Here is a 20,077-nt window from a genome sequence, read left to right on the forward strand (position 1 = left end):
ATATGTCGGAAGAGAAGGAAAGAAAGAAAAAATCAAGTGTGTTCTTAAGGCTACTAAAATATGCCCTCCCCTATTGGCATCTTTTGGCACTGGCAATAGTTGTGGTGCTTGTTCTCACGTACCTATCACTTCTGCCTCCACAAATTGTAAGGAAGGCTATAAACACTTACATACTATCAGATACGCTACAAACAGCTGAAAAAATAACGGGAATATCTAAGCAGGCGCTCCTGTTCTTGATGGTTTCTGGGGGAATATTCCTCTTTGAGTACCTTTCCATACTCGTAACTACGTACATTGGCGGCCGTGTAGTTTACGATGTTAGAAGGCAGCTTTACGACCATGTTCTGAAACTCCCGATGTCCTTTTTCGATAGACATCCCAGCGGGCAGATAACAACAAGAATAACAAGCGATACACAAAATGTGCAAGAATTCTTTACTTCGGTGATAACAAGCATCGTTAACGACGTTTTTTTGCTCGTCGGTGTAATTATCATGATGTGGAGCATCAGTTCACGGCTCTTTCTTGACATTATCTACGTCTTCCCCATTATCATCGTTGCAATGGCAGTTTTCAGATACTTCGATATTCGAGCATACCGTGCAGTAAGAACAAACATCGCTCGAATTAATGCGTACATCGCTGAGAATTTAGCCGGAATGCCTGTAACAAAATTGTTCAACGCGGAAGGATACAAAAGAAAAGAGTTTGACCAAATAAACAGAGAACTCTACAAAGCCCGTATGAACCAATTGTATGTGTTTGGTATATTCAGACCGCTGATTAACTTTTTGTACTATCTCACTCTCTCCCTCATCATCTGGTTTGGCTCAAAGTACATCTTAGGTAAGATTCTTAATTTTGGAGACCTCTACGCTTTCGTGTCTTATATCGACACATTCATGAGACCTATCGAAGACTTGTCTGAAAAGTACGATATCATACAAAACACTATCGCAAGTGGTGAAAAGATCTTCGCACTACTGGACGAACCCCAAGAGGAACAAGGTAGTTCGGATGGGAAAAAGACCATAGAAAAAGGAACGATAGAATTTCAAAATGTGTGGTTCAGTTACGACAACAAACGCTGGATTTTGCAAGATGTGAACCTTTCTTTTATCCCTGGAGAGCTTGTTGCAATCGTTGGGGAAACAGGAGCAGGTAAAACTACAATAATGAACCTCATAAATGGAATGTATAGACCTCAAAAAGGAAGGATTTTAATCGACGACTTGCCGCTGGAAGAATACGATATTCACGCTCTGAGAAAGCAGGTCTCCGCTGTTCCTCAGGATGTTGTGCTGTTCAGTGGAACGCTCTTAGATAACATCCGCCTCTTCCACGATGAAATATCCGAGAAAGAAGTGTACAAGGCTCTTGAGAAGGTTGAAGCGCTGGAGATTATACAGAGGTTGCCAAAGGGCATATACACTGAAATCGTTGAGAGGGGAAAAGGTATCTCCGCTGGTGAAAGGCAGTTGATAGCACTTGCCAGGTCTGTGCTTTTTGGTGCTAAGATTTTCATACTCGACGAAGCGACAAGTAATATCGATGTGGAAACAGAGCACAGAATTCAGAAAGCAGTAAGGGAACTGTCCAAAGATAACACTGTAATAATGATTGCGCACCGACTTTCTACAGTAGTCAACGCAGACAGAATTGTTGTCGTTGCCGACGGGAGGATTGCAGAGGAAGGAAGACATTTCGAGCTTTTGAAAAAGAAAGGTGCTTACTACAAGCTTTATGAAATCCAATTCGCTAAAGAGGAGACAGCGTAAAGATGCTCCTGAGGGCTTCTTACTGGACATGGAAATTGCTTAACGGGGAGTCAATCCCTGATGAAATGCCAACTGCCTATCTTATGCTTGATGGAAAATGCATGTACAACTGTGCTTACTGTACACATGCAAAAGATTCCGAAAGTGACAACTCTTATTTATCAAGAATAGTGTGGAAAATAGTAAACGTGGATAGTTTGAATTCAGTTAGTTCCAAGTTCAAGCGAGTTTGTATCCAAACGGTCAATTACAAAGGATATCTTGATGATATAATTGAAGTGATTAAACATCTCAGGTCTTCAAATGAAAACAACGATTTACTCATATCCGTGTCTACACGAGTTAAGAACGAAGAAGAAATCGATACACTCATGAACTCAGGAGTAGACGATTTAGGGATGGCCATCGACGTTGCTTCTAAAGGGTTTCATATGCTATATCGCTCATGGCCTCTCGAATATACGTTATCTTTGATTCGATACGGTGCAAGTAGGTATCCAGGAAGAATAACTACACACATTATCGTCGGGCTTGGCGAAACGGACAGAGAGCTTTATGAAATATTTAAACTGATGAAATCTTACAACGTCAAAATTGCGCTCTTTGCTTTTACACCTGTCAGAGGCACGAAATTGGCTCATCTGTCGCCACCATCTATTGAAAGATACAGAAATATACAGCTCCTTAGATTCCTTATCTTCGAGGCAAATCAAAAACCAGATGTCGATTTCGATGAATTTGGAAATTTGAAGTCTGTAAGATTTGACAGCTCTATCGATGTATCCAAGGCATTTCTAACATCCGGATGCACGCACTGTACAAGACCATATTACAACGACAGCCCGAGAAGCAAGGTACTGTACAATTATCACGTTTTCAAAAACTCGGAAAGTAGATAGTCCTCCTACTTATTATTGACAGTTTCTTTTATAAAATTTAGCCTAATTAGGCGAGGCGATTTTTTTGAACATGAACCAGATATATGACCTGCTTCAAAGGTATGCCCTGAGTTACGGACTCATCCTTTCACGGTTAACCGGGATGATGGTAGTAGCTCCATTTTTTGCGGGCTTTTCTTTACCACTGGAAGTCATGATAATCCTACTTTTGGCACTCGGCTATGTCACTCTTCCTAACGTTGCAATTCCCGTTTTACTGCCATTACCAGTGGTAACAATCGTGGCTTCTGTGTTGTATAATTTCTTCATAGGCTTTATTATCGGTTTAATAGCTTACACTATCGTCAGCTCTGTTTACGTTGGTAGCGAGATTTTCGGTATTCAGTCGGGATTTAACGTTAGCGGTTCACTAGACCCAACGATGGAAGAGTCACCCTTAACAAGTGAATTCATCTACCTAATATCGGTCTACATATTTGTTTCATTAAAAGGACATTTGATACTATATAAAGCCGTTGTTGAATCATTTCAAAAATATCCCCTTTTGCTTTCGGAAGTCCCGTTCAAAGAAGTCAGCAGCCTGTATGTAAAGATTTTCGTTGATGCCTTTTTATTTTCTTTACAGATAGCATTACCAATAATAGGTCTGATGTTCCTGATAAACGTACTCTTTGGGATTCTGTCTCGGCTTGTGCCACAAATGAACGTTTTTATGGTTGCCATGCCAGCTTCAACGTTGATACTCTTTGTACTGTTTGTGGGGATGATACCGGTATGGATAGAACTGATATCGAGGATGGTTTACAAGTTGGAGCCTTACCTCAACCAACTCTTAGCAAGATAGCCACAATAAATCTGCAGCTGTTTGCAGATCCCGATAAAACAGAAAAGGCGACCCCACGAAAGAGGCAAAAAGCACGCGAGGAAGGTCAAGTACCGGCTTCTCGTGAGTTTATCTCCGGACTTGGATTTTTGTTCGTAGCTGCCTTATTTCTATTTACTGGGAAGACGCTTTTGAATGCGTTAATAGATGGTACTACAGCTACTTTTGAGATTTCGGACACCGATATAAGAACGTTTGAAGATTTTCTGATTTATGGTTTTAAACCTTTTACATCCGCTTTTATGTCAGTTTCCATTCTGGTCCTCAGTGCAGCGTTTTTCTCGCTCATCATCGGGCTACTGCAAACCCGCTTTCTCTTCACACTTAAGCCTCTAAAATTCGACCTCAACCGACTTAATCCAATAACAGGACTTAAAAGAATGTTTTCACTGAGGTCTCTCTTTGAATTGGCGAAAGCTATTGTCAAACTCTTGATAGTTGGTTTTGTCGGATACAGTGTACTGAAGGGCAATTTCCAGAAAATAATGGTCACTGCTGACTCGAGCTTAATTGACGGTGCATTACTTGTCTGGAGTACTTTCACCGAACTCATAATCAAGTGTTCAATAGCTTTATTGGTTGTTTCCATAGCTGACTACTATTTTTCGCGCTACGAATACGAGCAGAGTATAAAAATGACTAAGCAAGAAGTAAAAGAAGAATTCAAAGAAATAGAAGGGAACCCTGAAGTAAAAAGACGTCAAAGGCAGATAATGATGCAATATGCGATGCACAGAATGATGCAGGAAGTACCGGAAGCAAGTGTGGTTATAACCAACCCAACACACTTTGCTTGTGCGTTGCGGTATGACCCGGAAAAAGACTTCGCACCCGTTTTGGTTGCAAAGGGGGTTGACAGAGTCGCACTGAGAATAATTGAAATAGCAAGGGAAAACGATGTTCCAATAGTTAGAAATCCGAAACTCGCGAGGGAGATATACTACACAACCGAACTTGGTGATGCCATACCGGAAAAACTTTACAAAGCGGTAGCAGAAATTCTCGCGTACGTCTTTACACTGAGAGAAAAAAGAGAGTCACTTAAATAAATACGCTTTTAAGATTGCTCGTTCTTACTGGTATCGTTTGCTCATAATAAATCAAGGGGGGAATCTTCTGAAGGTCTATTATGACCCTAACTTCACGTTCCAAGAACTTCTTGATTATTATGCACCACTAATTGTGGATATAAACGACGAAAAGTTCATTGACCTGCACTCACTTAACATAGTGAATCTTCTGGGATTGCAACCTGTGAGACGATATCATGAAGAGCTCAATGGGTGGCTATTTAACGTGAACGAATACGAGACGAATGAACTCCTACCTCTTGAAAATCTGATTACGTTCAACGCAGAAAACTTTGAGAAATTTAAAATTTCCAATGCATTGTCGCTGGAACACTTAAAGTACAACGAAATCTACAATAACAGCTTTCTTAAAGTAGAAAACACACTTAACAACCTTGAATGTGTAATATCTCTAAACAGTAACTTTCTAACAAAGAACTTGGAGATTTTTGCAGACAAAGAATTCGAATTTCTTCTTGAGATCTACGTTGCCCTTTCCATTAAGCGCCTGGTGAGTAAACACTCTCTTAATTCGTCTTTCAATCATCCTTGCATTTTCCGGATAGAACTTTTCAACAGTTCATATGTGCAAGTGTACAAACTTTTAGAAGAGTTTAGGAACTTCAATTTAAAATTCTCCGAGCAGATATCAAAATTGTATGACGAATTCAAGAGGCAACCAAAATCACCTGAGCTCGAACGTCTCCTACAAAACACTCTACTTGACGACTTCACAAGAACAATCTACAACTACGGAAGCATAACCTTATTTATAGAAGATTTGCAAAAACTGGTTGAGTTGATTTCATTATTCAACAAGAGTACGTGACTAAATCAAAGAACACTAAGTGCTATCAACAACTGGCCAGCGAAATATGTCGATAGAACGAGCAAATCTCTGCTTGGCACTTTCCGGACATATTTATCAAACGCGAGTATGGCATCGGACAGAAAGAAAAGAACTGCACCCGAAAAGGTTAGGACATTCACCGAAGAAGAGAACGCAACCATTGTGCAGATAGCTAAAACGTACAAAAATACTGCAAACTTATCCTTGCCTAAGAACTTCTTAATAAAAAGAAAATAAACAACACCAGTTGCCAAAACCAAAATCAGCAAACTTAAAGACAGCAATCCTCCCATCATATAAAACCCAAACACATAGAACATGTGCCCCAATAAAAATGCCACCATACCGTATATGAAAAACCTCTCAAATTCCAAAAAGAAATCCCCTAAAACCCCCGCTAAAAGACCAAAAGAAACTAAGACTCCGGCTTTGCCATTGGAATATGAAAACACAGCATCACTGAAAACAGCCAAAAACAACATGAGAGTTGTTAGAACTTTGAAGACCACAGAAGCTTTCCAAAAAATTCCCAATTGTTTTAGAGTTATGGTTACCAACGCACATGCAATTGATACGATAACGAAAAACAACAGCACGTTTCTCACCACCCTTTTCATTTTATCAAAAACAAACCAGGGGCGTTTAGCCCCCGGTTTTTGGTACTGCTATGTTATGATGCTTTTTGCATAAGTTCCAGATACTCAAAGTACGGAACATAATATTTCAGCACATCTCCCGGTTTGACTTCTTGCACGTTGTTCCATCTCTTCAAATCTTCTACCGAAACTCCAAGCTTTGATGCAACTGTTTCAATTGTTTCTTCTGATTGGACGGTGTAATTCATCTCAACATATGCACCCCAGTTGTTGTCAAGCGTTGCTTCGATTTCTTTCTTCTCAAGTACGTAATTGGACATCAGTTCCGCCATCTCTATTAAGATTTCTCTAACAACCGGTTTGCCCTTGAACATCTCGTATCCTCCACCGCCACCTGCCCTGTAGTTGTTCAAAACTATTTCGTATTCAGCGTCCATGTCGATAGGCTTTCCTTCGAACATAAGGTCTACAATCCTATCACCTTTTGGTCTATTCAACACTATTTTGTAAGATATCCCTTCCCACATATCGTAATTGTACCGCTGAACCTTTGGTTCTATCCAAGCCTTATTCTCCTTTGCTACTCCATCTTCAAAAACGAAGTAATCTGCACTCCTCTCGAGGGCATCCTTGATATCTTTTCCTTTGACTTTCAATACCTTTAAAGTGTTTGCATAAATATAAACGGCGTTTATGTCTCTCAACGTTATTGGCCCTTCTTTCCAACCCTTAACATCATTCGTGAAGAGAGCAGTAGAAGAAATTTTCGCACCCGTGTAGTACATCTGAACTTTATTGACAAACTCGATCAATGGGTTATCCCAAAGTCTTGCAGCAAATGGATCGGAAATCCAGAAGTTCCCTTTTGCCATTCCAACAGGTGTATCTAACCACTTTTGGGTCTTCTCTTCGTACGGTTTTGCAAGTTCCAGCACCTCGGGATCGGCAGGATACTTTGACGTATCTATTAATTCTGGTATGACTTCCTTAACAATCCATCTTTCATCGTCTTCATTCTTCTCGAGCTTTATCGTTACCTTACCTACCATCTTTCCCCAATTGGACGGCTGAGTGACCGCAACATTACCAATTTTCGTTGCAATTGATCGATGCTGATGGCCTGTCAACAAGACATCCACACCCGGAACCTGAGTTGCAAGCTCATAACCTTGGTTTTCTCCAACAAGTGGCTCAGTTGGTTCACCTGTAACTGGATCTCGCTCCAGCCCACCATGGTACGCAATCACAACCACATCTGCAATATCTCTCAGTGCCTCTACATAGAGCTTTGCTATTTCTACGGGGTCTTTAAAATTCAGCCCGGAGATGTTTCTGGGGTCCTCCCAGTTTGGAATGAACTTTGTGGTCAAGCCAAGGATAAGTACCGTAACGCCGTTTAAATCAACAATATGGTATGGCATGAAATACGGGGAATCAAATTCGTCTGTTATATTTGCACTCAAAAATGGGAACTCTGCTTCATTTATCGCCTTGTTCAATACGTCTAATCCGTAGTTAAATTCATGGTTCCCAATGGTGCTTGCTGCAAATTTGAGATGGTTCATCACAAGTACCATAGGGTCAACATCAGAATTGTCGAACTTGGCATGATAGTATTCCAAAGGACTTCCCTGAATAAGGTCTCCTGTATCAACAACTATAACGTTCTCCTCGCCGTACTTTTCCCTTTGCTCTTTGATCACCGATGCAACCTTCGCTAAACCTTGGTTTGCAGGTCTGTTTGTTGCATAATCAATTGGATAGATGTACCCGTGCAGGTCACTTGTTTGAAGAATGACAATCTGCCTTGTCTCAGCAAATACAAATACAACCGCAAGAAGTACGAACAGCCATATCCAAACTTTCCTAAACCATGCCATACACAGCGCCCCCCTTTATCAAAGTGTGGTATTATTAACCCTGCAATTTATTCATAGTTCAAATGCTCTTTTAGTATTATCATTGCCTTGTTCAGCATGGTATCCTCTATGCCCTTAAGATAGTTAATTCGCTCTTCGGTACTTAATTCTATTTTAAAATCTGGTTCCAAAACCTCGTCAGCTGCTACGTCCTCGTCTATAGCAGCTTCCGGGAACATAAATGTTGTCTTGACTGCATCGTCGAACTTGTAATCTACTTCTGTTGTGTGATTTATCCTCATCAACGTGGGTTCACCTATGGTTCTGTTCTTGTAGAGCTTTTTAAAGGTGTATATGAAATCCAGAGCAGCGTTTGATGTGTATCTATCGAACAAAATCCAAACCTGCGCCTTTATGGTTGGTTCTCTTGCTTCGAACGTGTGGAAATACTTTATCCTGAGAAGCTCATTCGTTGTCTTGGTGAATTCCACGCCGTATTTGTTAAGCACACTCATATTGTAAGCCGTATTGACAATTGAAATCCACCTTTCGACAGATGTTTTCTTCTCAACAAAGTGGTCAAAAAATTCTTTAAATATAGTAAAATCTCTGCTTGCAACTCCTCGTAAATCAAGTAAAACTATCTTCAAATCTTTGTTTTGAGCAAGCGTATTTATAACGAACTCTCTGTAACTATTGTACGTTGTCCCTGATAGCGAGAAAGTGCCGAATTTGAATATTCCAATATCATTCTCTCTGTAGAACTCGAAAGGCCTTCTGCTTGGTAATGCCGGATATTGTGAACTTTCACGAGGATAGCTCATTGCTGTTAGCGTTTTGACGACCACGTTTCTTTCATTGGAATCACCTCTGACCTTTATATTATACTCCCTTTGTCTATAAAAGATGCCGACGCTTCTTTTTTCCTTGTCCAAAAGCTCGGGAATTAGCTGAATCAGTGTTGTTAGTTGTTGTTCTCGAATAGCATAATTCTCACCAGAAGTGTATGGTAATAGCAGGTGGATTAAATCTTTCATTTTCCTACCGTTTATCTCAAGCACTTCATCGCCAGCCTTAATATGTGAGACGGCGCTGGATGAAACGATCGCTCTACCATCGATTACAACCACTGTAAACGGAAGCACACTGTAGACAGGTTCAACAGGTGGGTAAAGTCGGAAGTTTTGATCGTCAACAACGGAAATAGCAGGTTGGATCACCTTAAAAGCATCAATTGGCAGCATCTTACGTCCACTTGGCCTGTATTTCTTGTACTCTTCCAAGATCCTTACGGCAATTTCCCCTCTATTTTCAAATGGATAAACCTCTTTAGCTATCCGCACAGCATTCTCCAATAATCTCTCAACTCTCTCTGCAGGAACTAAGCGTTTCTCGAATTTATAGAATTCGATAATCCAAGAAAGTGAAAATGTTACTACCACTCCAGCAATCAAAAACATCAAAAATAGTTTTACCCCTACTTTCAATGCAATCCCCTCCGTTTTCTATATTCTTTCTCAACTTATTATATCATTCACCCCCAGATTTAGACAGCGGAACATCTCTTTGTTTAACAATACGCTATTAAACATGAAAGAAATATCGAAGAAAACATTAGAAATTCCACGTATACTTAAGGTTTTTCTTTACTTCTATTGAAAACTTCCAGCTTAACACGTTCTTTACGTGATTTTATTCACAATTAAACTTAACATTTCTTTAATTAGTGGTATAATCATGGTGATATGTGAATAATTTCACGCAAAGTGGAAAGTAGTAACCAAGCCAAAAATATGCGATGAACTGGAGGTATATAGGATGGATTATCTGTTGACAAAGGAACAACTTCTTGCAAGGGAACTGTTTCGGCAGTTTGCTGAAGCGGAGGTCAAACCCATTGCACAGAAGGTTGACGAAGAAGAGTACTTTCCAACTGAAACGATAAAGAAGATGGCAGAGATTGGGATGATGGGTATACCATTTCCGAAAGAAGTTGGTGGCGCAGGCGGTGACTATCTGACGTACGTGATGGCTGTAGAGGAAATCGCAAAAGTTTGCGCGACAACGGCTATTATTCTTTCTGCACACACATCTCTATGTTGTTACCCCATATACACATGGGGTACAGACTATCAGAAAGAAAAGTACCTTAGACCATTACTCAAAGGGGAATACCTTGGTGCTTTTGCTTTAACAGAACCAAATGCAGGTAGTGATGCGGGGAACCAGCAAACTACTGCAAAGCTTGTAGGGGACTACTACATACTTAACGGTTCAAAGATATTTATCACCAACGGTGGAACAGCCGATGTGTTTATCGTCTTTGCGATGACAGACAAATCCAAAGGAACGAGAGGTATTAGTGCCTTTATTGTAGAAAAAGGCTTCGAGGGGTTTAAAGTTGGAAAGCCCGAAAAAAAGCTTGGTATCAGAGGTTCATCAACAACGGAGTTAATCTTTGAGGACTGTAAGGTTCCAAAGGAAAACCTCCTTGGAAGCGAAGGGATGGGGTTCAAAATTGCATTGCAGACGCTCGATGGAGGCCGCATCGGTGTTGGAGCACAAGCCCTTGGAATTGCAGAAGGAGCAATCTCAGAAGTTCTGAAATACGTAAAAGAAAGAAGACAGTTCTCAAAACCGATCGGTTCTTTCCAGGGAATTCAGTGGTACATCGCCGATATGATAACAAAGACAGAAGCTGCGAAATTGCTTGTCTACAACGCTGCGATAAAAAAGGACAAAGGGGTCCTCACAAGTGCGGATGCCGCAATGGCCAAGAAATATGCATCCGACGTTGCAATGGAAGTAACAACCCAAGCAGTCCAGATATTCGGAGGTTACGGCTACACAAAAGATTATCCAGTGGAACGTATGATGCGGGATGCAAAGATTACACAAATATACGAAGGAACAAACGAAGTTCAGAAGATGGTAATAGCAGCCCAGTACATAAAGTGAGGTGTAGTCATGAGCTTGAGAATTATAGTTTTCGCAAAGCAAGTCCCGGACACAACAGAGGTTAAAGTTGACCCGGTAAAAGGAACTCTTATCAGAGATGGTGTTAAATCAATAATGAACCCAGAAGATAAAAACGCACTTGAAGCAGCACTACAGCTCAAAGATAAATATGGTGCGAAAGTCTCAGTGATAACAATGGGACCACCTTCAGCGGAAGCTATTCTCAGAGAGAGCTATGCGATGGGTGCAGATGAAGCTGTACTAATAACAGACCCGCTATACGCAGGTGCAGATACATGGGTTACCAGTATGATATTAGCAAGAGCTGCACAAATGATAGGATTTGACTTGATTTTAACTGGTCGACAAGCAATAGATGGTGACACTGCACAGGTCGGTATTGAAATAGCGGAACACTTGAAGATCCCAGTAATAGCCTACGCCGTTGATTTGAAACTTGAGGGTGAACGGGTAATCGTCACGCGAGAACTGGATAACACATATGAGGTTATCACAACGAAACTCCCATGCTTAATAACGTGCACAAAGGAACTCAATAAACCGAGATACATGAGGATTGCAAACATCTTCGGTTGTTTCGACAAGCCAATAACGATTTTCAATAACTCCGTTTTAAACTTCGACAAGAACGAGGTAGGGCTTGTAGGTTCTCCAACGAAAGTTCGAAGAACGTTCACAAAAGGGCCGAAGGGAGAAGGAGTAACGTTTAACGGCACTCCAGAAGAGGCAGCGGAAATGATCATATCAAAGCTGAGAGCCGAAAAGCTCATCAATTTGTGATAAGTCTACTTACCAAAGGGGCGTGGAAAAAATGATAATGGTCTATTGTGAACAAAGAAATGGTGAGTTATTAAACGTTGGATTGGAATTAATTGGAAAAGCGGCTCAATTATCAAAAGACCTTGATAGAGAAGTGGTCGCGGTTGTCTGTGGCAACAAGATCACACATCTGGCTGAGAAACTCGCCAACTACGGCGCTACAAGAGTTATTGCGCTCCAGCATCCACTCTTAGAAAAATACACCGTTGATGGCTACACAGAAGCCTTGTACCAGGTCGTTCAATCTGAAAACCCAGATATCCTGCTTATTGGGGCAACACTTACAGGCCGAGAACTTGGTCCAAGGCTTGCAGCACGGTTAAAAACAGGTCTCACCGCAGACTGTACTAATTTGGAGATAGACCCTGAATCTAAATTGCTACTCATGACTCGTCCAGCGTTTGGTGGAAATCTCATGGCAACTATTATTTGTCCTAACAAGAAACCACAGATGGCAACGATTAGGCCCGGTGTTTTCCCAATACCACAAGCTGATACGCAAAGGACGTCAGAGGTGTACGTCTTCACACCGAAATTGAGAGAAGAAGACATAAAGGTGAAAGTTGAGCAGGTTATCGCAAAGGTTCGCAGGCACAAAGATATAAGCGCTGAAAAGATAATAGTGGCCGGTGGAAGAGGTGTAGGTTCTAAAGAGAATTTCGATTTGCTCGAAGAGCTTGCGGAATTGCTTGGTGGTGGAATTGCAGGTTCGAGAGCCGCTGTTGATGAAGGATGGTTACCGAAAGATTTACAAGTGGGACAAACTGGAAAAGTTGTCAGACCGAAACTATACATAGCCATTGGAATAAGTGGTGCCATCCAACACCTCGCTGGTATGCAAGAAAGCGAATATATCATCGCTATAAACAAAGATCCGGAAGCACCAATAATGAAAGTTGCGGACCTTGCTATTGTAGGCGACTGGAAGCCAATCGTTAAAAGGCTCATTCAACAGCTAAAACAAAACATGGCTATTCAGGAGGAAGAAATTTCCTAAATCAGTTACAAGAAAGCAGGTTGCAAACCTGCTTTCTTATTTTTACACTTAATCAAACAACTCCTCCTGAACTCTTGGAAATAAACAAACTGTACTTTGGCACAAAAACAAGGTAGAAAATTAGGCCACTTATCGAAACTACAAGTCCTTCAAATACACCAAGCAACGATGGACCAAGGTACTGTATGATAGCCGCTCCCAAAACAGGACTGATTATCCTCATGAGACTATCAACGGAATTGAACACTCCCAGCGTTCCGCCAAGTTTTTCCCTCTGGACAGACTTTGTGACAAGTGAGCTTAAAGATACACCAATCAACGCAGAAGTCATGGCAAGAGGACCTAAAAACAACAAAAGTGTAAAAACATTAGCAGAAAGCGAGTATAAGAGCAAGAAGAGAGATGCTATGAATATCACCGCCTTAATAACGTTATCCTCACTGTACTTCTTGGTGACCTTACCAACCAAAAACCCTTGAGTGAACACGATAGCCAAACCAACGTAAGCCAACACATAGCTTGTTGTAGAAAGCGGAAGGTTCAATTTCTTCATTGCAAAGAGCGAAAAGGACGATTCAAACATCGTAAAACCAAGTGAGTAGAAGAGTTTAACAAGGACTAAAGAACCTAAGTGCGGCATAGATATAGTTTTTTTGAGCTCTTCAAAAGTGAATGGGACTCTCTTTGAATCTTGGGCTGGTTTCGAATCAGGCAAAAGAAAAATGATATTCAGCAAATTGACAAAAGAGAGTCCAGCGGCAAAGAATGCAGGTACCGAAAATCCCCATCTGCTCAAGAAACCACCTAAAGCTGGGCCCAATATGAAACCCAGTCCAAAGGCAGCTCCTATTAAACCCAAACTTTTCGCCCTGCTCTTTTCATCTGTGAAATCTCCGATGTACGACTGCGCAACGGTAATATTTCCTCCGGTCAGACCATCGATCAGTCTCGAAATCAAAACAACAAGCACCGATCGGGCAAGTCCGAGTGTTATCAAGGACAAAAACGTACCACCCACACTTAAAAGTAGCGCTTTTTTTCTTCCCACCTTATCGGAAAATCTTCCAATCAATGGTGCTGCAAAAACTTGTCCAAGTGGATAAACCATTGCTAACAACCCTATCATTAGATCACTTGCACCAAATTGCTTAACATAATACGGCAGCAGAGGGATTATGAGTCCAAAGCCAAGCATGTCCGCTAAGACGATGAAAAACAGTGTCGTTATAACCTTTCTCTTTTGTAGTTCGCCTTCCATTTTCCATCGCTCCTTAGATGCAAATTAGTTTTACCTAATTATATAACCGTTCCATATATTTGTCAATGTACACTGTCTAAAGTTATATACGATTTTCTTGCCAAAGATATTATTGAGTTAGGTAGTGTTAGAAAAAGTGGTATAATAAGGATTGTGTATCGCTACAAGAATTTGGGAGGAAAAGATATGAGTGTTCTTGCAATTGATTGTGGTACGCAGAGTTTGAGAGCGATCATCTTTTCAGACAAAGGGGATGTTCTTGCAGGTGAAAAGGTGGACTTTGAACCATACTATTCACGTGAAAGTGGCTGGGCTGAGCAATCACCTGAAGTGTACTGGGAAAGTCTTGCAAAGGCTACAAACAGACTGAAAGAAAAATCGCCAAAAGAGTTTCAATCAATTGAGGCAGTTACTTTAACAACCCAGAGAGCTACAATTGTAGTTGTGGACAAAAACGGCACACCGTTGAGAGACGCGTTTGTTTGGCTCGACGAACGCGAGGCGTTCGGGAAACCTAAGCTGTATTTCCATGAGCAACTTGCGTTTTGGTTGATCAAGAAACTTCCGACAGCACGCATGGCATATAGAAGGAGTAAGGCTAACTGGATAAAGCAAAACGAACCTGAAATCTGGAACAAAGTTCACAAATACCTTCTTCTCTCCGGATATCTGACTTACAAACTCGTTGGAGAATTTGTCGACTCAATCGCTTCACAAGTTGGATATATTCCATTTGACTACAAAAAGAAGGACTGGATTAAAAGTGATTTTCATTACAAATGGAGACTTTTCGGAATTGAAAGAGATAAACTGCCAAGGCTTGTTGAACCAACTGCAATACTTGGTTACATTACCAAATCAGCCGCTCAATTCACTGGTCTTAAGGAAGGATTACCATTAATCTCTGCTGGTGCGGACAAACAATGTGAAACTTTGGGTGTTGGATGCTTTTCTCCGAATGTAGGAAGTATAAGTCTTGGAACAACCGCGAAAATTCAAACAACCACGCCGAAATATGTAGAAGTTATACCGTTCATACCACCTTATCCTTCGATACTTTCGAATGCCTACAACCCAGAATTTGGTGTGTCCAGGGGTTTTTGGTTGGTTACTTGGTTTAAAAAAGAATTCGCACACAGTGAAGTTAGGGAAGCCGAAGAATTAAACACGTTCCCAGAAAAAATTCTCGATAGATACCTGCGTGAAATCCCAGATGGAAGCGATGGGCTAATCATACAACCTACATGGACCGCTGGACCCGAACGTCCTTTCTCAAGAGGAGCAATCGTCGGATTTTCAGACAGACACACACGGTTGCATGTTTATAAGGCGATTATAGAAGGCATCGGCTACGCATTATTGGAAGGGAAAATGAGGATAGAAAGAAAAACTGGTGTTAAGCTGGAAAGGATAGGGCTTTCAGGTGGAGGCTCCAAGAGCGAAGAGGTGTGCCAGATTACGACAAACATACTTGGCGTACCAACTTATAAAGTGCAGACTAATGAAACCGCATCTCTTGGCGCTGCTATTGCAGGATATGTTGGAATTGGAAGGTATAAGACCTTTGAAGAAGCCGTTCAAAATATGGTAAGGATCGAAAAAATTTTTTATCCTGACACTGAGAAGAGCAGAGTTTACAGTGAGTATTTCAACAAGGTATACGCAAAGATGTGGAAACGCATGGAAAAATTGTACTACGAACTTGGGAAGATAACGAGCAAAATCAACAATCTTCAAAATAGAATTTGAAGTTGCTTTCTGGTAGTATTTAAAAGCTTTTATCACATTTTTATAGTGAAACCACCACTTTTTCTTGACAAAGGCATCAGAAATTTTGTATAATCTCTTCATCGATTTCGGAAGTTTCACACTCTTGGATAGGAGGGGTTGTTTGATGAAAAAGCTAGCCTTATTTGCTGCCGTTTTCGTGATTTTGTTAGTAACGTTCAGCTGTACAAACACATTTGAACCAAGATTTGAACCTCGGGCTCAAGGAGAGTTCAAAGTCTTTGACAAACTTGGAGTATCGGGAACAGAAGAAGATTTCGTTCCAGGCGAATACGTTCTCCAATTTGAACCAAGAGAAAACGTTATCAAAGCACTGTCAAGCGTTGGGGCAGAAATAGTCAGAACCTACTCATTTGAAGATGTCCAGATCGTCACCGTTCGTACGGAAAAACCCGAGCTTCTTAGCTCCGTTCCCGGCGTCAAATCAGTTGATAAGAACTATATATACAGAGCGCTTGCAACACCAAACGATACGTATTACAGATATCAATGGCACTACAACAACATCAAACTTCCTCAAGCATGGGATATAATGAAATCTGCTAATATTGTCGTAGCAGTTGTAGACACTGGTGTTAGTTTTACACACCCAGACCTTCAAGGCATATTTGTCACTGGTAAAGATTTCGTAGATGGTGACAACAATCCCACAGACCCAGCACAAGATGTCAGCCACGGTACTCACTGTATAGGTACAGTTGCAGCTGTTACAAACAACAGCTTAGGTGTGGCTGGTGTGAACTGGGGCGGATACGGAATAAAGATAATGCCAATCAGGGTGCTCGGTGCAGACGGTTCAGGAACACTTGACAATGTAGCAGCTGGAATCAGATGGGCAGTAGACAACGGAGCGAAAATTGTTAGTATGAGCCTTGGTGGCAGTGGTGCCCAGGTACTTATGGATGCAGTTAAATATGCTTACGGTAAAAACGTTACATTGGTGTGCGCTGCAGGAAATGAAAATAGACCTTCACTCTCATATCCAGCAGCTTACGTTGAAACAATAGCTGTTGGTGCAACAAGGTACGATAACAAACGCGCACCGTATTCTAATTACAACTACACAAGATATTACGATCCTTACAAAAAAGCTTACGTCTATCACTACCTCGACGTTGTTGCGCCTGGTGGAGACACAAGCGTTGATCAAAATAGCGATGGATATGCAGACGGCGTGCTGAGTACCACATGGACACCAACAAATGGTGACATATATATGTTCTTGCAAGGCACGTCCATGGCAACACCACATGTTGCAGCTCTTGCGGCAATGCTCTATGCAAAAGGATACACAACACCGGAAGCCATCAGAAACAGATTGATAAAGACAGCCTACAAGATTCCAGGTTACACGTACGACTCTACGGGCTGGAATAAGTACGTTGGATACGGATTGATTGATGCTTACAAAGCTTTAACGTACTAAGAACACTAACAAAACAAAGAGGGAGGCTAAAGCCTCCCTCTTTTCTTATTCCTTCGGTGATTCGTTTTCTCTCTTAGTTTGCCTAATTCTCTTAAATTCCTCATGTTCTTGCTTGAGTTCGGTGATCAGGTCTTCAACTTTCCAGGTCAAACTCGTCGGAGTTGTGCTTGCAAAGATCAAGTCTTCACCTTGAAAATTTTCTTTGAGAAGTTTCATAACCTTAAGGATTTCCGGCTTCTCAAAGCCGTGCAGTATTACTATCTTCTGTTCTTTTCTGTTCTCTTCACTCATTCTATGCATCTCCTTTTGCAAGTATTTATACCACGTCTAATTGTATACAGAAATTAACCAGTTGTCAATATTTTTATGATATAATCCTTCCAGAAAGCGTTAAGGAGGAATCGAATTTGAGATTCATCGTATTTGGACTTTTCATACTGATTTCAATTGCGTACGTTATCTCCGGAAGAAAGAGAATTTTACATTCGAAAAACGATTATGAAGACTTAGTCAACGATACAAAGATTTCTGTTATTATACCAGCCCGCAACGAAGAGCAGAACTTGAAAAAGCTTTTACCGCTGATATTAAATCAAACGATAAAACCGTTCGAATTAATCGTTGTTGACGATAACTCCACAGATGGAACATATTCAGTTGCGTCAAGCTTTGAGAACGTGAAGGTTATTAGACTAACCGAAGAACCACCTAAAGGATGGGTAGGAAAATCCTGGGCTATATGGAACGGGTTTTCCAATTCTTCTGGCAATTATTTATTGTTTCTTGATGCTGATGTTGAACCTGAGCCAGTCCTAATTAGCTCTCTTATCCAGCGTTACAGGGAAAAGAGTGGTTTGATAACAGTATGGCCATACCAACGGTTCGAAAGATTTTACGAGCATTTGACACTACCATTCAACTTGCTTGTCATTTACGCAAGTAATAATCTTGGATTTCCTTCAAAGGAACCTTCCGGAGCATTTGGACCTGTAATTTTTACATCAAGAAAAGACTACGAGATGGTCGGAGGACACGAAGCGATTAGAGATAGTGTTCTTGAGGATATAAAACTTGGGAAATTGTACCTGAGGAGTGGATTGAAAGTCACAAATTTTCTTGGAAACAACACTGTCAAATTCAGAATGTATCCGAATGGGATAAGACAGCTTTTCGAAGGTTTTTCGAAAAATATGTCATCTGGGGCAATAACGGCAGGTATTCTTCCATTTGCTTTATCTATTATATGGATGTCGGGGGTGTATTCATCCATAAGTACTGCTTTTAGTATAGAAGGGGCCGTGCGTTATATGGTGACCGCTTTAGCTATTTATGTAATGGCTAAGCCTACCGGTGATTACAAATGGTATGACGCTATCTTATACCCCGTGCATTTTTTGTTTTTCCTAATCGTGTTTTTCTACTCCCTTTATCTGACAATTTTCAAAAAGCAAGTATCATGGAAAGGGAGGAAGATAAATGTTTGATAAGACTTTTTTATCTTACTTAACAATAATATTTGTCCAGTTTCTTTCTGGAAGCATCATGTATTCTTACATAATTGCCCGTTTATTAAAGATTGACCTCAGAAAGGTTCGCGATGGTAACCCTGGTTCTACAAATCTTTGGAGGGCGGCAGGTTGGAAATTGGGCTTTCTTGCGCTTGCACTTGATTATTTCAAAGGTGTCTTTCCACTTGCATTGTTTGCTTGGAATGCCCGGGTAGAGATTAATCCCTACGTGGTTAGCGTAGCTGCGTTGGCTGGTGTTGCCGGACATGCTTTCTCACCAATGCTCCGGTTCAAAGGAGGAAAAGCGATAGCAACAACTTTCGGTGCTTGGTCTGTATTGACCAAATGGGAAGGTCCGATGGTGCTTGGTATTACGTTTACATTGTTCTCTGTGGTAAATAAGCTCAGAGGAAAAAGAGGGACAACACCAGAAGAAGATACCTTGCGTGTTTTTATAGGTTTTTTCTTTTTGCTCATATATACAATATGGAAAGTTTTCAACGGGTCCCCAGAATTAATAGTACTTTATTTTGGGAACCTAATAATTGTTGCTTACAAACATAGAAGGGAGATATTTAAACTTATCGAAAAGAGGGGAGAAGCGTGAGGAAGAGCTTGATTTTAGTTGTTTTTGCTCTTTTGATCAGCGGTTCACTGCCTGGAAATAACATCGAAGGTTACGAAAAAGTGTTTACTCAGGCTCGTTCTTTGAAAAGCGAGACGCAGTTTTCAAATTTGATAAAAGAGTTTGAAAATGTACTCTCAAAAAACAACCCGGTCAAAGATACAGAAACACTCAAAGTAATACTATCTGAATCATATTTTGAATATTCGGAGATAGTATCAGACAGGAAGAAGAAAGAGGAACTTTTGAGAAAGGCACTAGAACTTTCTGAAGATGTGATTAAATCAAACCCACAAAATGGCAGAGCGTATTATGTAGCAAGTATGTGCTATGCCAGACTCATCGACTTTGTGAACGTGTTTATAAAACTCGATTATTTAAATCGGTTCGATAGATACATTGATAATGCGATAAGATTCTCAAATGATGAGCTTTATAAAGGCTTATCTTACATGGCAAAGGCTGTGCGCTACATGTCAGCACCTTGGCCGTTTAGTGATACCAAGGTAGCTTTGGAGAATTTCAAAGAAGCAGAAAAGTACATAGCAAATTATTCAGGATTGTATCTATACTTGGGAGAACTCTACCTGAAATTAGGTGACAAAAAAGCAGCTGAAAGTGAATTAAGAAAAGTCCTTAACTTGCCGCCTCATCCTTACTTTTTAGCTCAACATGAAAATAACGTCAAGCTAGCAAAGCAGATGCTTGCAAACTTAAAGTGAAAAGTAAGGGGGATGGT

General features: G+C 40.8%; 18 protein-coding genes. 13 read left to right on the plus strand and 5 right to left on the minus strand.

Annotation, left to right across the window (positions count from 1 at the left end):
- Window positions 1-2 precede the first annotated feature (2 nt).
- From CBS1_RS03160 to CBS1_RS03180, 5 genes are all read left to right on the plus strand, one after another.
- The gene (locus tag CBS1_RS03160; RefSeq protein WP_052107282.1) at window positions 3-1,781 is read left to right on the plus strand and encodes an ABC transporter ATP-binding protein; all 1,779 of its coding nucleotides are present in this window, start codon (window positions 3-5) and stop codon (window positions 1,779-1,781) included.
- 2 nt (window positions 1,782-1,783) lie between these two features.
- Window positions 1,784-2,680, plus strand: a complete 897-nt coding sequence (locus CBS1_RS03165; protein WP_033191837.1) for a LipS2 family lipoyl synthase — start codon at window positions 1,784-1,786, stop codon at window positions 2,678-2,680.
- Between the two features lie 70 nt (window positions 2,681-2,750).
- On the plus strand, window positions 2,751-3,524 hold the full coding sequence (locus CBS1_RS03170; RefSeq protein ID WP_033192630.1) for a flagellar biosynthetic protein FliR: 774 nt from the start codon (window positions 2,751-2,753) through the stop codon (window positions 3,522-3,524).
- Complete coding sequence (gene flhB / locus CBS1_RS03175; RefSeq protein WP_090222779.1) at window positions 3,455-4,612, plus strand: flagellar biosynthesis protein FlhB; 1,158 nt, start codon at window positions 3,455-3,457, stop codon at window positions 4,610-4,612. Before CBS1_RS03170 ends, flhB begins: the two co-directional genes overlap by 70 nt.
- A gap of 37 nt (window positions 4,613-4,649) precedes the next feature.
- Complete coding sequence (locus CBS1_RS03180; RefSeq protein WP_128998101.1) at window positions 4,650-5,462, plus strand: hypothetical protein; 813 nt, start codon at window positions 4,650-4,652, stop codon at window positions 5,460-5,462.
- A gap of 5 nt (window positions 5,463-5,467) precedes the next feature.
- On the opposite strand, the gene CBS1_RS03185 is transcribed toward CBS1_RS03180, so the two are convergent.
- The 3 genes from CBS1_RS03185 to CBS1_RS03195 all read right to left on the minus strand — a co-directional run bounded on the left by CBS1_RS03185 (window position 5,468) and on the right by CBS1_RS03195 (window position 9,425).
- Window positions 5,468-6,079, minus strand: a complete 612-nt coding sequence (locus CBS1_RS03185; RefSeq protein ID WP_062946230.1) for a lysoplasmalogenase — start codon at window positions 6,077-6,079, stop codon at window positions 5,468-5,470.
- 74 nt (window positions 6,080-6,153) lie between these two features.
- The gene (locus tag CBS1_RS03190) at window positions 6,154-7,959 is read right to left on the minus strand and encodes a 5'-nucleotidase C-terminal domain-containing protein (protein ID WP_090222776.1); all 1,806 of its coding nucleotides are present in this window, start codon (window positions 7,957-7,959) and stop codon (window positions 6,154-6,156) included.
- Between the two features lie 47 nt (window positions 7,960-8,006).
- Window positions 8,007-9,425, minus strand: a complete 1,419-nt coding sequence (locus CBS1_RS03195; RefSeq protein WP_033191842.1) for a hypothetical protein — start codon at window positions 9,423-9,425, stop codon at window positions 8,007-8,009.
- Between the two features lie 331 nt (window positions 9,426-9,756).
- Between CBS1_RS03195 and CBS1_RS03200 the strand changes: the two genes are divergently transcribed.
- The 3 genes from CBS1_RS03200 to CBS1_RS03210 are packed head-to-tail and all read left to right on the plus strand — an operon-like array spanning window position 9,757 to window position 12,733.
- Window positions 9,757-10,896 (plus strand): acyl-CoA dehydrogenase, encoded by a 1,140-nt coding sequence (locus CBS1_RS03200; protein WP_033191843.1) that lies wholly within the window; start codon window positions 9,757-9,759, stop codon window positions 10,894-10,896.
- A 9-nt stretch (window positions 10,897-10,905) separates the two neighbouring features.
- On the plus strand, window positions 10,906-11,697 hold the full coding sequence (locus tag CBS1_RS03205; RefSeq protein WP_084384055.1) for an electron transfer flavoprotein subunit beta/FixA family protein: 792 nt from the start codon (window positions 10,906-10,908) through the stop codon (window positions 11,695-11,697).
- 31 nt (window positions 11,698-11,728) lie between these two features.
- On the plus strand, window positions 11,729-12,733 hold the full coding sequence (locus CBS1_RS03210) for an electron transfer flavoprotein subunit alpha/FixB family protein (protein WP_033191844.1): 1,005 nt from the start codon (window positions 11,729-11,731) through the stop codon (window positions 12,731-12,733).
- Window positions 12,734-12,785: 52 nt separating this feature from the next.
- Here the strand turns inward: CBS1_RS03210 and CBS1_RS03215 are convergent, their stop codons facing one another.
- Window positions 12,786-13,991: an MFS transporter gene (locus CBS1_RS03215; RefSeq protein WP_090222774.1), complete on the minus strand. Its 1,206-nt coding sequence runs from the start codon at window positions 13,989-13,991 to the stop codon at window positions 12,786-12,788.
- Window positions 13,992-14,177: 186 nt separating this feature from the next.
- Here CBS1_RS03215 and CBS1_RS03220 point away from each other — a divergent pair, with 186 nt between their 5' ends.
- Complete coding sequence (locus tag CBS1_RS03220) at window positions 14,178-15,740, plus strand: FGGY-family carbohydrate kinase (RefSeq protein ID WP_090222772.1); 1,563 nt, start codon at window positions 14,178-14,180, stop codon at window positions 15,738-15,740.
- 145 nt (window positions 15,741-15,885) lie between these two features.
- Complete coding sequence (locus CBS1_RS03225) at window positions 15,886-17,205, plus strand: S8 family peptidase (RefSeq protein WP_090222770.1); 1,320 nt, start codon at window positions 15,886-15,888, stop codon at window positions 17,203-17,205.
- Window positions 17,206-17,250: 45 nt separating this feature from the next.
- Here the strand turns inward: CBS1_RS03225 and CBS1_RS03230 are convergent, their stop codons facing one another.
- Window positions 17,251-17,496 carry a DUF3783 domain-containing protein gene (locus CBS1_RS03230; RefSeq protein ID WP_033191847.1) on the minus strand — a complete coding sequence of 82 codons (246 nt, stop codon included), beginning with the start codon at window positions 17,494-17,496 and terminating at the stop codon, window positions 17,251-17,253.
- 116 nt (window positions 17,497-17,612) lie between these two features.
- On the opposite strand from CBS1_RS03230, the gene CBS1_RS03235 reads away from it, so the two are divergent.
- The 3 genes from CBS1_RS03235 to CBS1_RS03245 are packed head-to-tail and all read left to right on the plus strand — an operon-like array spanning window position 17,613 to window position 20,060.
- Window positions 17,613-18,689, plus strand: coding sequence for a glycosyltransferase family 2 protein (locus CBS1_RS03235; RefSeq protein ID WP_033191848.1), 1,077 nt, complete (start codon window positions 17,613-17,615; stop codon window positions 18,687-18,689).
- Window positions 18,682-19,320, plus strand: coding sequence for a glycerol-3-phosphate acyltransferase (locus tag CBS1_RS03240; protein ID WP_090222768.1), 639 nt, complete (start codon window positions 18,682-18,684; stop codon window positions 19,318-19,320). Before CBS1_RS03235 ends, CBS1_RS03240 begins: the two co-directional genes overlap by 8 nt.
- Window positions 19,317-20,060: a hypothetical protein gene (locus CBS1_RS03245; RefSeq protein ID WP_090222766.1), complete on the plus strand. Its 744-nt coding sequence runs from the start codon at window positions 19,317-19,319 to the stop codon at window positions 20,058-20,060. The genes CBS1_RS03240 and CBS1_RS03245 overlap by 4 nt, the downstream gene beginning before the upstream one ends.
- The last annotated feature ends 17 nt before the right edge of the window (window positions 20,061-20,077 follow it).

Source organism: Fervidobacterium changbaicum, assembly GCF_004117075.1.
Classification (GTDB): Bacteria; Thermotogota; Thermotogae; order Thermotogales; family Fervidobacteriaceae; genus Fervidobacterium; species Fervidobacterium islandicum.